This is a genomic window from Sphingomonas sp. NCPPB 2930 (genome assembly GCF_042867205.1).
Lineage (GTDB): Bacteria > Pseudomonadota > Alphaproteobacteria > Sphingomonadales > Sphingomonadaceae > Sphingomonas.
Window position 1 is genome coordinate 487957 of the sequence record NZ_JBHZQU010000001.1, and the last position, 13205, is coordinate 501161.

19 protein-coding genes and 1 pseudogene are annotated in these 13205 nt (G+C 62.2%); 5 read left to right on the plus strand and 15 right to left on the minus strand.

Features of this window, described 5'->3' with window-relative positions:
• Positions 1-16: 16 nt before the first annotated feature.
• The 8 genes from ACFX59_RS02220 to ACFX59_RS02255 all read right to left on the minus strand — a co-directional run bounded on the left by ACFX59_RS02220 (position 17) and on the right by ACFX59_RS02255 (position 6814).
• Positions 17-679, minus strand: a complete 663-nt coding sequence (locus ACFX59_RS02220) for a hypothetical protein (RefSeq protein WP_387429227.1) — start codon at positions 677-679, stop codon at positions 17-19.
• Positions 672-1166 carry an ATPase gene (locus ACFX59_RS02225; protein ID WP_261269959.1) on the minus strand — a complete coding sequence of 165 codons (495 nt, stop codon included), beginning with the start codon at positions 1164-1166 and terminating at the stop codon, positions 672-674. The genes ACFX59_RS02220 and ACFX59_RS02225 overlap by 8 nt, the downstream gene beginning before the upstream one ends.
• Before the next feature lie 60 nt (positions 1167-1226).
• Positions 1227-1457, minus strand: coding sequence for a F0F1 ATP synthase subunit C (locus ACFX59_RS02230; protein ID WP_307002385.1), 231 nt, complete (start codon positions 1455-1457; stop codon positions 1227-1229).
• Positions 1458-1537: 80 nt separating this feature from the next.
• Complete coding sequence (locus ACFX59_RS02235; RefSeq protein WP_387429230.1) at positions 1538-2329, minus strand: F0F1 ATP synthase subunit A; 792 nt, start codon at positions 2327-2329, stop codon at positions 1538-1540.
• A gap of 33 nt (positions 2330-2362) precedes the next feature.
• Positions 2363-2680 carry an AtpZ/AtpI family protein gene (locus tag ACFX59_RS02240; protein ID WP_307100533.1) on the minus strand — a complete coding sequence of 106 codons (318 nt, stop codon included), beginning with the start codon at positions 2678-2680 and terminating at the stop codon, positions 2363-2365.
• A 356-nt stretch (positions 2681-3036) separates the two neighbouring features.
• Complete coding sequence (locus ACFX59_RS02245; RefSeq protein ID WP_387429232.1) at positions 3037-3417, minus strand: YdbL family protein; 381 nt, start codon at positions 3415-3417, stop codon at positions 3037-3039.
• Between the two features lie 2 nt (positions 3418-3419).
• A complete protein-coding gene (locus ACFX59_RS02250) occupies positions 3420-3608 on the minus strand; it encodes a YnbE family lipoprotein (protein WP_307100536.1) in 189 nt (62 codons plus the stop codon).
• 29 nt (positions 3609-3637) lie between these two features.
• A complete protein-coding gene (locus ACFX59_RS02255) occupies positions 3638-6814 on the minus strand; it encodes a YdbH domain-containing protein (RefSeq protein ID WP_387429236.1) in 3177 nt (1058 codons plus the stop codon).
• Between the two features lie 127 nt (positions 6815-6941).
• Here ACFX59_RS02255 and ACFX59_RS02260 point away from each other — a divergent pair.
• From ACFX59_RS02260 to ACFX59_RS02270, 3 genes and pseudogenes are all read left to right on the plus strand, one after another.
• Positions 6942-7385 (plus strand): annotated as a pseudogene (locus ACFX59_RS02260) (hypothetical protein); the annotation flags it as partial.
• An 80-nt stretch (positions 7386-7465) separates the two neighbouring features.
• On the plus strand, positions 7466-8065 hold the full coding sequence (locus ACFX59_RS02265; RefSeq protein ID WP_387429238.1) for a hypothetical protein: 600 nt from the start codon (positions 7466-7468) through the stop codon (positions 8063-8065).
• Positions 8066-8119: 54 nt separating this feature from the next.
• Positions 8120-8452 carry a hypothetical protein gene (locus ACFX59_RS02270; RefSeq protein ID WP_387429240.1) on the plus strand — a complete coding sequence of 111 codons (333 nt, stop codon included), beginning with the start codon at positions 8120-8122 and terminating at the stop codon, positions 8450-8452.
• On the opposite strand, the gene ACFX59_RS02275 is transcribed toward ACFX59_RS02270, so the two are convergent.
• From ACFX59_RS02275 to ACFX59_RS02305, 7 genes are all read right to left on the minus strand, one after another.
• Positions 8449-8655 (minus strand): hypothetical protein, encoded by a 207-nt coding sequence (locus ACFX59_RS02275; RefSeq protein WP_387429242.1) that lies wholly within the window; start codon positions 8653-8655, stop codon positions 8449-8451. The two genes, ACFX59_RS02270 and ACFX59_RS02275, sit on opposite strands and share 4 nt — an antisense overlap.
• A complete protein-coding gene (locus ACFX59_RS02280) occupies positions 8639-8797 on the minus strand; it encodes a hypothetical protein (protein ID WP_387429244.1) in 159 nt (52 codons plus the stop codon). Before ACFX59_RS02280 ends, ACFX59_RS02275 begins: the two co-directional genes overlap by 17 nt.
• Positions 8798-8853: 56 nt before the next feature.
• Positions 8854-9186, minus strand: a complete 333-nt coding sequence (locus tag ACFX59_RS02285; protein WP_387429247.1) for a hypothetical protein — start codon at positions 9184-9186, stop codon at positions 8854-8856.
• Between the two features lie 48 nt (positions 9187-9234).
• Entirely contained in the window at positions 9235-9588 is a 354-nt protein-coding gene (locus tag ACFX59_RS02290; protein WP_387429249.1) for a hypothetical protein, read from the minus strand.
• Positions 9585-9773 (minus strand): helix-turn-helix domain-containing protein, encoded by a 189-nt coding sequence (locus ACFX59_RS02295; protein WP_387429251.1) that lies wholly within the window; start codon positions 9771-9773, stop codon positions 9585-9587. Before ACFX59_RS02295 ends, ACFX59_RS02290 begins: the two co-directional genes overlap by 4 nt.
• Positions 9766-10020 carry a hypothetical protein gene (locus ACFX59_RS02300; protein WP_387429253.1) on the minus strand — a complete coding sequence of 85 codons (255 nt, stop codon included), beginning with the start codon at positions 10018-10020 and terminating at the stop codon, positions 9766-9768. Before ACFX59_RS02300 ends, ACFX59_RS02295 begins: the two co-directional genes overlap by 8 nt.
• A 574-nt stretch (positions 10021-10594) precedes the next feature.
• Positions 10595-12028: a hypothetical protein gene (locus ACFX59_RS02305; RefSeq protein WP_387429255.1), complete on the minus strand. Its 1434-nt coding sequence runs from the start codon at positions 12026-12028 to the stop codon at positions 10595-10597.
• A 441-nt stretch (positions 12029-12469) separates the two neighbouring features.
• Here ACFX59_RS02305 and ACFX59_RS02310 point away from each other — a divergent pair, with 441 nt between their 5' ends.
• Entirely contained in the window at positions 12470-12688 is a 219-nt protein-coding gene (locus ACFX59_RS02310) for a hypothetical protein (protein WP_387429258.1), read from the plus strand.
• 107 nt (positions 12689-12795) lie between these two features.
• Positions 12796-13191, plus strand: coding sequence for a hypothetical protein (locus ACFX59_RS02315; protein ID WP_387429261.1), 396 nt, complete (start codon positions 12796-12798; stop codon positions 13189-13191).
• Positions 13192-13205: the final 14 nt, after the last annotated feature.

Genomic DNA, 13205 nt, shown 5'->3' on the forward strand with positions numbered 1-13205 from the left:
CTGGCCCTGGCGCCGATCAGTTCGGGCGGCCGAGCCCTGCAATCGAGCGGTCGATCATCGCCCGGTCGGCCTCTACCGAGTGATGCTCGGCGATCAGCAGACCGGCGGCCTTGGCCGCGGCCTCGGCGGCGCGGGCGCGGACCTCGGCCAGCGCGGTGCGCTCGGCGGCCGCGATCTTGTCCTCGGCCATCTTGGCGCGACGCTCCATCAGCGCCTCGGCATCGGCCTTGGCCTTGCTAAGCAGCTGACCCGCCTCATGCTGCGCCTGGACACGCATCGCCTCGGCATCGGCATGGGCGGCCTTCGCCTTGGCCTCATATTCGGCCTTCAGCGCTTCGGCTTCCTGACGCAGCTTGGTCGCTTCGTCGAGCTGGGCGCGGATCGCGGCGATCTTCTGGTCGAGCGAACGACCGATCATCGCGGGCACCTTCTTGACCAGCATCCCGATCAGCACGACCAGAGCAGCGAGCGCCACCCAGCCGGTCGAATCGAAACCCAGCGCGGTCGGGCTGGCGGCGTGATGCTCGCCCTCGGCGGGCGCGACCGTGTTGGCGGTCAAGCCATCGCCTTCGCGGATCGGCTGGGGGGCCATGCCCTCGGCCGAGGCCGCATCGGCCAGGTTCTGCGCGACCAGCGCGTCGGCGTTGGTCAGGGCGCCGTTAGCGGAATGATTAGCCATGCGCGCTCACCTTTCGCACCGCGTCGGCCGCCGCATCCTCGCCCACATGGACGCCGGACAGCTTGGCGACGAGATCGCGCGCGGCCTCGGCCGCCACGGACTGAAGATTGGCCATCGCCTCGGCCTTGGCATTGGCGATCGCCAGGTCGTGATGACCCAGCCGCTCGGCCAGGTCGGCATCGGCCGCCTTGACCTGCGCCTCGAAGGCATGGGTGGCCCGCGCCTTGGCGGCGTTGGTTTCCGCCATCGCGGCGGTGCGCGCGGCGTCCATCTCGGCCCGCCATGCCGCCTCGACCCGGTCGGCCTCGGCACGCGCGGCCTCCGCCGCCGCCAGATCGCCGGCGATACGGGCTTCGCGAGCGTCGACGGTCGCCTGAATCTTGGGCACCATCCCACGACCGACCACGAAATAGAGCAGGCCGAAGGTGATCAGGAGCCAGAAGATCTGCGACGCATAGGTCGCACTGATCTGTGCTATCTGGGGCATGGAGTCCTCGTTGCCATATCGGCCGGGCGCATCGTCAGCGAGACGCCCGGCCGATCAGAATTATTGGGCGACGAACACCAGGATGATCATCGTCACGAAGGCGAGCAGGCCCAGAAGCTCGGCACCGGCGAAACCGATGAAGAGGCGGCCCTGCTGGCTGTCCGCCGCACCCGGATTGCGCAGCGCGCCTTCGAGGAACTTGGCGAACACGTTGCCCACGCCGAGCGAGGCGATGCCCATGCCGATAGCGGCCAGACCGGCACCGATCATCCGTGCAGCTTCTGCGTCCATTTCAATCACTCCAGTTCAAAAAGGGTCGTTTGGGTATTCAAGGTGGCGGCGCGCCCGCCTGCCCGAACCGGGGTCCCGGATCAGTGCAGGTTGACGGCGTCGTTCAGATAGACCGAGGTCAGCAGCGCGAAGACATAAGCCTGGATCGCGGCGACCAGCAGTTCAAGAAGCGTGATGCCGATCATCAGCAGGAAGCTCGGCAGCGTGACAAGCGCGGCATAGCCGGGGCCCATATTGATACCGTTGATGACGAAGGCGGCGAGAACCTTCAGCAGGATGTGCCCCGCAGTCATCGCGACGAACAGTCGCAGACCCAGCGAGAAGGGGCGCACCAGGAAGCTCATCAGCTCGACCACGAAGATCAGCGGGATCATCGGGACCGGCGTGCCGTGCGGCACGAACAGCGCGAAGAAGTGGAAACCGTGGCGACCGAAGCCGACGATCAGCACGATCGCGAACGAGATCAGCGCGAGCACGCCGGTCACGGTCACATGGCTGGTCACGGTGAAGGGATGGACACCCGGCACCACGCCGAAGGGCAGCAGGCCCAGCACGTTGGCGAACAGGATGAACATGAAGAGCGAGAAGACATAAGGCAGGAAGCGCTTGCCTTCCGGCCCGATATTCGACGTCAGCATCGAATTGACGAAGCCGGTGAAGCCCTCGACCGCCGCCTGCCAGCGACCGGGGACCAGATCGCGCTTCATTCCGCCGATCATGAAGATCCACAGCGCGACCAACGTCGCCACCATCCACAGAGCGGAATTGGTGAAGGAAAGGTCGTAGCCGCCGACCACCCAATGCCGACCGAGCACCGGCTCGATCAGGAACTGGTGCATCGGATCAATCTTGCCGCCCGATTCTGCCGCCACGCTGCTTCGTTCCCACATATGACGAACGCCCGGTTACTCCGGGCGTTCGCCAGAAATCCGAATGATCTGCCTGAACGCCACGCCGATCCCCAGGAACAGCATCACGATCAGGGCCCAGGGTGCGGTGCCGAACCAGCGGTCGAAAAGCCAGCCGATCAACGCACTGCCCACAAGACTTCCGATCAGCGCGGAGATGACGCGGCTGCCCTGGGAATATCCCCTGTCGGCATCCACCTTCACCCCCTGCCGCGATGCGCCCTCCGCGCGTGCCTGAGCCAGTCGCTTGTCCAGCGCGGCCAGACGCGGATCGTCCGCATCGCCAAAGTCCTGTCCGGGCTCTTTCTCCGCCACGCAGCCACCCTCACCTGATTTCGTCACCGAAGGGGAGAATGCGCGCGAACGGCGAGCGACCCCGCCAAGGCGAGGCCCGTTTAGAAAGGCCCTCCCCCCAAGTCAACCGCCTGGGGTGGGCGTTGTGACAGATGCGTTAAGGATTGTTGCCGAGGAGCGACAGGACCGTCCGATTCGCGGGCCGGTTCTTCTTCTCCCCTCCCGCAGGCGGGAGGGGTCGGGGGAGGGCTGGCGCTATCGTCCGGCAATGCCTCTGAAGATACGGGACTTCATCCCCCCTCTCCTCAAGCCGATCGCCTGACCGCAACCGGACTCCCCTCCCCAGCCCCTCCCGCCTGCGGGAGGGGAGTATGAGGTCAGACGCAGGCCGGTGCCCGCTCCGGCGCCGCCGCGGTGCGCGTTTTCCACACGCCCTCGGGCGTCTTGTACTTCTCGCCGCTCGCGGTCTGCGCGATCAGGTTGCAGCCGCTGGTAAAGGCCATCTGCTCGACGGTCGCGCCGCTGGCCTGCGCCTTTTGGGTATAGGCCGCCTTGCGCTGGATGTTGATGCTATTGACCAGCGTGCGCAGCGCGGGGGTCGCGGCGCCGACGATGCCCAGATAGCCGTCGGGCTGCTCGCCGACCAATCCTTCGGCGCGCGCGGCGGCATAGGCGGGATCGCGTTGTGCGATCGCCATGCCCGAAATGCCGATCAGCGCGACCGCTGCCGCCACCATCACCACCGCCTTGGTCTTCATGATCAGAATATCCCCGGATTCTGCTGGATCAGCGATTTGGCCTCGCCGTCCAGGCGATATACCACTTCCTGCGTCACATTGATGTTGAGATTGATCTCGATCGGCTTGTCCGGCGCGGAAATGTTCACACATCCCCCGCTCGCCAGGACCAGCGCGACCGGCATCCATCGCGTCATCCCCAAGATCGGCATTCTGTCCTGCATTTTCAATCCTGTTACGGTCATGGCACGGTCTCGCTTGCGCTGCGCTGAATGGGGGTCCCGGCGGCCGGGGCGGCGGGTGGCGCGGCGCGCTTGTTCTGTTCCTCCAGCAGCGCGGGCAGGTTCCGCTGGATCAGGCGGCGCGGGTCGTAGAAGGACTGCGCCGAATCGAGCAGCCCGCGGAAGGGCGCCTTGATCCGCACGTTGAACACGAAAGGCAGCTTCTGCAGCCGCCGGATCAGGAAGTTCGACTTGGCGCCCTTGCCCTGGCTGATCCCGGCGAAGCGGACATCGGTCACCATCTCGCCCGCCAGCGGCCCGTTCATGTCGATCCGGAGCGAACGATAGTTGAGCGAGCGGAGCGCACCGAAGGCCAGATTGCCCCAGAGTCCCAGATCCTTTTGGCTGACCGCCCCCAGATAGGCGATGCTGCCCCCGCCCGGCCGCACGACCAGCCGCCCGCCCTCGATCCGGCCGCCGCGCTCGTCGAAGACCATCGGCAGTTCGCCGTCGAAGATGCCGGTGGCGTTGAGATTCTGGAAATCGAATTGGAGCAGGAACTGGTCGGCCGCCGCGCCCTTGACGTGGAAGGTCATCCGCCGCTCCACCGGCTGCGAGAAATCGAGCAGTGTCGGGTCGAGCGTCAGCGTGCCGCCCGCAAAGGGCCAGTTGCCGCTCTCCACCCGGATGCGCGTGCCCGACAGCGTCTGGTAGCGGACGGTGCCGTTCGTCACCTGAATGCCGGGATTGATCGTGCGGATCGTCACCACCTGGCCCGGCGCGCTTTCCAGCGCCAGCAGGTCGGTGAAGTGGATCTTGCCCGCAATCCCGGTGACGGGGCCGAGCGCGGCGGCGAGGTCGATGCCCTCGGTGCCGAAATCGCCGGTCGAGCGGACGCCATCGGCATCCCAGGCGATCCGCCCCTGGCCGAACATCTCGCCCCGCACATCCTCGATCACGCCCTTGGTGACGGGGGTCAGCAATTCGGGCTGGAAGTCCTTGGTAAAGGTCAGCCCCGGCACCACCAGCTCGGCCGAACCCGCGCCCCGATCGAGCGCATGGGTGATGGCGACATCGGCGACCTTCACATTCCTTGTGGGCTCGAACAGCACGCCCTTCGCGTCGATCCGGCTGCCCGCCAGCGTCAGCGTCACGTCCCGCGCCGCCATCGGCAGGAAGCGCGGCGAATCGGCGCGGGCATCGCTCACCTGCAACCCGCCGTTCAGGGTCAGCACGCCCTTGGCCAGCCGCCATGTGCCATCGACCTGCCCCAGCAGCAGCGGCACCTGCCCGACCTGGCCGCTGCCGCCGGTGAACTGACCCGCAATTCCCTCCGCCGTGATCCGGCCCGACAGGCTCGCCGCGTCGATCCGGGTCGGCGATTCGGGGCGGCCGATGCGGCTCTCGACGCCGGTCAGCGTGAAGCTGCGATCGGCCAGCGCGAACCGGGTCGCCGCCGCGGACAGCGCCAGCGGGCTGCTCCCGATCCGCCCGGCGAGCCTTGTCGGCCCCAGTTGCGCCCCGCCGCCGATCCGCCCGCCGTCGAGGCGGACCAGCGCGCCGTCGAGCGGACAGAGCGTCGTCGCGACCCGCTCCAGCCGGAGCCCCGACAGCGCCAGCCGGTCGATCGCCAGCGGCTGGCAGCTCGGATTGACCCGCAAGCGCCGCCCGCCATCCCAGTTGGCGGTGATGGGCAGGACCAGATTGTCGATCCGGCCGCCGCTGATCGGCCCGGACAGCATGGCGCGTGTCGTGATCTGCGTCTCGCCATTCATCGCCGCCTGGAACACCAGCCGGTCGAGCGCCAGGCTGGCACCGCCCGCGTCGTAACGCGCCAGCTCGGCGGTGCCGCGCATCGGCGCGCCCGGCGCATCCTGTCGCAAGGTGGCGCGCAGGCCGGGCAGCCCGCCCCCGCGCATCGCCAGCCGGGTGTCGAGCCGCAGCCCCCGCGCGTCATAGGTCAGCCCCGCGCCATCGGCGAAGGCCAGCCGCCCGCCACTGGCCGAGGCAAGCGACAGGCGCGGCACCCGCACCGCAAAGCCGGGGCCGCGCGGCCCCTTGTCGCTGTCGATCGCCAGCGCGACGTCGGCGGCGAAGTGCCGCCCGCCGCGCCGCACGGCCTCTGCCATGGCGCTTGCTACCGGGCCGACCGGGGTTCCGGCGGCGGCCGCGCCCCATTGCCCGACCTGCGCCAGCATGGCGGGCGAGAGCTGTGCGTCCCCCAGCGTCATCCGGCCGTCGAAGCGGGTGACGGGGCCGACCAGATATTGTCCGGCGATCGTCGCCCGCCCGGCGCGGCCCGGTCGCGCGGTGACGTTGCGCGCGGCCAGCTGCATCCGGCCATGCGTGCCCTTGGGGGTGCCGGTGAAATCGAGCTGTCCTTCGATCGCGGCGGCGGCCATGACGGGATGGCGGATCGCGCCGCTGCCCACCGTGGCACGCCCCTGCCACCGATCGAGCGCCGCGCCGAAGGTCACATCGACCCGCGCCGCCAGATCGGCCACCGCCACCTCGCCGCAGCGCAGATTGCCGAGCCGCAGCGGCCCCGTCAGCGTCGGCTGCTCGCGCACCACCCGCACGCGCAGCGGCGCGGCAAGCCCCGTGGCGACGCAATCGCCCATCACCAGCCGGGGCGCAACCGCCGCCAGATGCCCGGTGAAACCGTCGTTCAGCACCCCCCGCCCCGACAGGCTGAGCCCCACCGGCCCATGCGGCGTGTCGAGCCGGATGCCGCCATCATCGACCACGACATCCAGCGCGGGGAGCGCGAAGGGCTTGCCCGAGGACGGCCCCATCAGCTTGTCGAGCGCGCCCAGCGTGATCCGTCCGCCAACCAGTCGCCCGTGCAGCCGCACCCGACCGGCCCGCACCCCCGTCACCTCGGGGCCGGACAGGGTCAGCCGGGTGCGCGTCTCCAGCCAGTCGGCGACCAGATCGGGATTGCGCGGATCGCCGATCACCACATCGGTCAGCCTTTGCCGTCCCGTCCCCAGATCGGAAATTTTGTAGCGCGCAGGGACGCCGCGCCGCGCCAGTTCGCGATCGATGAAACCCCCGGCGAGCGGCTTGCGCTCCAGCCACAGCGCGATCAGCGCGACCAGGATCAGCAGCGCGATGGCGATCAGGATACGCTGGAGGCGACGGAAACGCCGGATCGGGCTTTCGGGGGTGCCGACTTCCTCGTTCGCGCCCTCCACCCCGATGTCACTCCTTCCGTCTTGACCTGTGTCATAACCCTATGGTCGCGCCGCACGCAATCGCACGAAGCCCGGCGACAGTTCCCCGCGCCGCCCTTATGCTTTCCGGCAAAGGGGGAAGCGGACCATGGACGACGGTGGCGGCGGGGACGAGCGGGATCAGCCGAATGACCATGCCGGACACCGTGCGCGACTGCGCGACCGGTTGTTGGGCGGTGGCGGATTGCTCGACCATGAACTGATCGAATATCTGCTGACGACCGCCATCCCCCGCCGCGACACCAAACCGATCGCCAAGGCGCTGTTGCGCGAATTCCATGACATAGGCGGGGTGCTGACCGCCGATCCCAATGCCCTGCGACGCGTCGACGGGGTGGGCGAGACGGCGGCGGCGGCGCTCAAGATCGCGCAGGCCTGCGCGCTGCGGCTGGTGCAGGTGGAGGCGGCGAAGCGCCCGGTCCTGTCCAACTGGCAGGCGCTGCTCGACTATCTCCATGCCGACATGGCGCATCACGGGGTCGAGCGGTTCCGGGTGCTGCACCTCAACAAGTGGAAATCGGTTGTACGCAACGTCGCGCGGAATTTTTATGGGGGTGATTTCAGCGTCGGCGCGATATCAAGATGGTGCCGATCGGCAACGGAGGCTAGGATATGAAGCTGGATGAGGTCGAGCGGAAGCGAAGAGAGGCTCTGATCGCGGATGAATACGGCGGCATGTCGCCTATGTATGAAGCCTTTTACATCCACTCGATCATTTACGCCGCTGAGCGCTCCGAGACAGCATTTCAAAGGTTTGACGCCGCAGTAGCCGCATCCGAGCCGCCAGCCTTAATCTTTGCCACCGTTCAAGAAGGCCTGACCCACGCCGGGGCACTCTCTCGTTTTTTTTGGCCAATGAAGAGAGAAAATCGACTGTCGGTCGCCAGAGGGAAACGACTCCGGGGGGCATTCCTACTCAATGATGAGTCAGCGTTAAAATGGCGTCGGTTACGCAACGCCTTCGAACACTTCGATGAGGACCTCGATCAATTCCTACTCCAAGACCCCGTTGGATATTTCTTCCCAAGCCCTATGGTCGATGATGCGGACCTCGCAGACGAATTTTTGGCGAACATTTTCAAGCTGGTCGATCCGCATCAGGGCATTTGCATCATTCTTGGTGAGAAATTCGAGTTTCACCCGATCAGAGCCGAGGTGCAGCGCATTTTGTCGCTCGCCCTCAAAATGGACGATAACGGCAGTCGCCTATGAGCGCCAGATTTCGAAACAGGCGAAACATCATATTGATTGAGAGGGTAATACACAATGCTTAACGGACAAATCGCAACGATCTATCGCGACAGTCATACCTCGAAAATTGAACCGGAAAAACCTACGACCGCATGGCAAATGGTAGTCTGCGTAATCATCGCGGCCACCGAAAAACAGGAGGAACTGACGAAGACAGAGCGATATTTCTGTCTTTCGTGGCCAGATGGCTCGGTGGACCGTTTTCCGTACGATGCGTCGAACGGCAGTGAGATGAAAGCTCTACAAGACGCTGTCAATGCAGCAGCCAAGCGCGGGTTTCGCGTCGAGCCGCCAGCCGTTAGCTCATTCTTTACAAAAAGGATTGAACACCTAATTTTGCAAAATTAGCTAAACGTCCAGCGCCGCATCATCTCCGCGTGATCGGCCTCACACTGACGACGACGCGCTTTAAGATGGCGGTCAATCTCCCGTCGATCCTCCTCATCACCATCCGCCCAGATGTCAGCGATCAGGCGTGGGATTGACCATTCGGTCAGCGGCGCTGCCTCCGCCATCGCGGCATAGTCGGGCTGTTCAACGTTGAGGATCATCGCCCGCCTCCAGCTTAGCGGTGATTTCAGTCGCGGCATCAATCGCACCACAGAGATAGGCGAACTGCACGTCTGCCGGGTCAGCGGCGGGGAATATGTCGCGCAGACAGTCGCGAAGATTTTCAAAATGCTCTTTTGTCATAACGATATTTAACCGGCGGGCCGCGTATCCCGCCGATAAGGGTCAGAAATCGTAAATTAGCGCTCCATGGCGTCCAGCTTCTTTGGACTAACGCCACCTTCGATCAGACGCGCAACCTCAGTCAGCAGTTCGTCGTCATGGTGACCGGCGCAATGTTCGCAGACGTAGTCGAATGCGCTTTGCAGGGTCAGGCCTTCGGAGGGCGCAAAGATTGTATCGCCGCCATCAGCGACGACACGGGTCATCAGATTTGTTCCGTCGAGCGAGAAAGTAGTGACATTTGCAGCGAATACGCCAATCGTGCCCCGTTCAGTGTGACTGAGCATCTCCGCATCGAGGACAGCAAAACGGCTGTACGCCGCAAAAAGAAGACCGCTTTCATTAATCATTTTTAATCCTTCTTTATGTTTAGGCCGCCAAGGCCCTGATATTCTCACTTACACGTTGGCGTAATAGCCCTTGCGATTGACGATGTTACTGACGGTGGACCGGCTGATGCGATTGTCCATGCAAGCTGCGATTTCGCCATGGGAAGTGCCATGATCGGCCGATCGGCGGATCATGTCGATTTCGGCTTGGGTAAGCTCGGCACGTCGCGCTTTTCGGCTGGCTTGGCCAATCTTCGCACCCTTCGGCTGAATTTGCGGTTTGGTATCGTCAGAGACGATGGCCTGCGGCTCCAGCTTGGCGCGACATTCAGCGAGAGCGGCGCGGCGGGCGGTCATTTCCGCGATCGATGCGTCAATGGTGGCAATTTCCGCGTTGATCGCGGTGGTGATATCGGTCGTCATACTTCTCTGCTCCGAAGGTAAGTTTCTACGTCTTTGCGACGAAATCGTGGAATTGCTTGGCGACCGTCGCCGCCGATGTTGAGTTCAGCGATACCAAGCGTCCCGGCCTTGCGGCGCTTATCCACCGCGCGTCGTGTCAGCCGCAGCATTCTGCAAAGCTCGGTGACGGTGATGAGATCATCCATGATGATGACCATATTCGGCCATCGCCGCCGTGCGCGCCGCTGGGGTGATGTCAGTGGGCCAATCAGCGGGATCACCCGCCGCGACCATCGCCCAATGACCACGTGCGCCAGAGTAAGAACCTTCTCGCCACGCGAAAGCTTCAATATCGACAAACGTGCCGCCACGACGCGTCAAGAGATCGACCAAAACGCGACCATCGTTAAAGATTGGCAGGCGCTCTGTATGGTGTAGTTCGTCATCATCCATCACTTATCTCCATGACTCGAACCAGCGTTGGTTCGTTTTAAGTTAGCGCCGCTACCGTTAGCGGAAGCGACGGTCATGGAAATACTTGGACTCTGTTCCGCTGTATATACCACCTTTTATAATGGGATTTGAGTAATGGCCCAGCGGCGCTTTAATTGTTGAATATCGAGTTATTAAGCCGAGCGATTTCTTGTCCTGCTGGATTAATATTCGAGACGACCGCCCCGATGCTGGCGGCAGTCACGTTTATTCGTCGTCAACCTATAGAAAGTGGTAGAAGGACTTGCGTTTTCCTGAGAAAAATGACAAACCACTGATTTTACATGAAAGAATTTTTCCGGCCGGATTGCGCACGATACTTGGCTGCGCATCGTGGCGGGTGATCGCGTGAGGTGAAGAATTCAAATCGTCGCGATGATGGGTAGCCAATATTTGAACAGGCCGTGATGGGTGCACAAAAAACCCCCATGATCGTGCTGATCATGGGGGCTAGGGAGAAACAAGGAGTGTGAACGAATGTCACGCAGATACTTATACAAGCTGGCCGGGCGGTGCGGCTATTTGTTTCGCGCCATCACGCCGCCTTCCGCGCGCGACTTGCGGCCTTACGCTGGCGCGCTAACTCCCGCTTCTCATCTGGGGTTCGGGTGATGGCGGGGCGTCCAACTTTGCGCTCGATCTTGGCAAAACCGAGATCATGCATCACCGTCCCTGCAACCGCATAGCCGCGCTCATCGCGCTCAAAATAGCGCAGAAGGTAGTCGGCTTGGGTCTTGTCGTAGACGTAGAAGTCGAGGTTGGCCGCGCTTTTCGGATCGCGGATCGCCGTGCGGCACATGAACTGAAGGATCGTCTCGCGCTCGTGCGTCTCGGTGTAATAATCTGAATCCACGCCAAGCAGTTCATAGACCTTCCGCTGGTCGCTGTCGGGCTTCACGCTGTAGATGCATGTGGCGGCGGTGACGGCTGCGTAGTCATTAGAACCGGCCTGCCGTGGGGATAGTTGGGTACCGGGAAGCTTGACGGTGTCAGCGTCCGCTTTGTTGCACATCCAAATATGCGGACGGTCGCCAACACGGTCGTTGATATCTTGGCAGACCTTGCGAAGATTGTCCTGCCCTTGCTCGCTTGAAAACAGCTTCCGGCTCGCAACGTGACCATCGGCATAATAGTGGATCGTCACTCGGCGCGGCTCAAAATGGCGCGTCGAATTTGTCCGCACCTCCTGCCAAGTGATCGACGGCCACATGGACCGCATAATCTGGAAGGTCAGGCTATCGGTGAACGCGTTTGCGAGAAACGTGACGTTCGTAAACATGGACACGTGAAGCGGCGACCATAGCGAAAACCAATTGCACCTGTTTTGCGCGTCGAACTCCGACCAATCGTTGCCGTTCACGATCACCGACCGCCGACCTGTGTCTTTGGCCTCCATGACGCGACGGTGGAGCGCGCGCAGACCGCAGGCGATGTCATCGCTGGCGATCATCGCGAGATCGACACCAGCGTCACGACACAGAACCTCTGACCAGCCCGTGGGGGTGCCATCGTCTTTCAGGATGGGGGCGAGCGAATAAAGACTGTCGAGCATCACACGGCTGACGCCGATCGACAGGCTTTCGCTGTCCATGATGTCCGGGACCTCATCGATCCAGATCGACCAGCCAGCGAACTCGGTGAAATCGCACATTCTCATCCCCTCATGGGTGATGAAGACGCACATGTCGGAGCGGTTGGCATAATCGGTCGCAAGATCATGAATACGACGGCGGACACCGAGACGCTTGGTCGTCCGATCATCGTCCGACATGATCGCCAACGATGGCATGTAGCGGCCGGTTTCGATCGATATAGCGGTGAGGTTGGATTGTCGCTCAAGCATGACCTTCTTGCTCTCGACGACGAAGAGGTGGCGACCGCCCGCCATGGCGATCTTGGATAGGGCCTGATATGTCTTTCCTGTTCCGCAGGCTCCGTCAGTATAGTAGTAAATGAGTGGTTTTTTCATTCCGTTTTGTCTTCCTAAATCCGTTACACTCCTATTTATGCAGGACACGCTTTTCGCGTGTCGATATAAAAATAGCCATACCATGTCACGCGCGTGCCTAATTTCTATGTCACACTTTATCGTTAGATAGATAGGTCCCTCTTACCATTTCGTGTGACACGAATGAACTAACGAAATCGAAGAGAACGACAGCCGAAATTATGGGAGAAGGAGGCGGATAGCCGACTGACACCCATGAATTTCGAGATGTCTTGAGCCTTTCTTACCCATGGCCTTGGACATGGGTGAGGAAGGCGATGTTTGATTATCTGCTCAATATGTATGCGTCCGACCATCGCTGGCGCGACGGTCGTCCGGTCTGTTCTGAGTGACCATGGCACGGGGCCTCGCCCCTTCGCTTCGCTCGCCTTGCTCACTCAGAACAGACGTATTGTGCCATGGATGAAATGGGAAAACGGGTCTGACCCAAGAAAGCGCAATCAAAGCGATGCGCTGCAGGCGCTGTGGAAGCTGTGGACGCTAGGCACGCGCGTGACCGGGCTGTTCCTCGCGACGATCATCGCGGCGCAAACATCGTATACGAAACCCGGCATTGGTCGCACCAAAGTGTTTGCAGGAACTCAATTACTTTTATGTGCGACAGGGTTTTTCCCGGATTGACACGCCTGCCCAAGTAGTTCGGGTCAGTGTTTGCTTGTGAGGCATCAGTTGACCGTTGACAAAATTACCGGACGAAGCTTTTGTGAAGCGACGATTAAGGGGGTTTCATGAAAAGACTGATGCTCGTCGCCATTTTGGCGACTCTTTCGGCGTGCGCGACGACCGCGCCCGGCCCTGTTGATCAGCGCAATAGCGAACTGACGCAGGGTAACGTCCAGCTTAACCTTCAGGTTGGCAAGACCACCAAGGCTGAGGTGCTGGAAAAGTTTGGTTCGCCAAATATCACGACTCGCGACGGTGCTGGCCAAGAGGTCTGGAGCTATCAGCGTATGGCGACCGTCTCACAGTCGTCGTCGTCGGAAAGCTACTGGACGATCTTTTTGACCGGCCAGAGCAAATCCGCCGCAGGTTTCTCGCAAACCTCGCGGACGATGACGCTGATCATCAAGTTCGACAACAAAGATGTGGTCAGCGATTTCCGCAGCCGCACTAGCGATTTTTAAACGGGGAGGTAGAA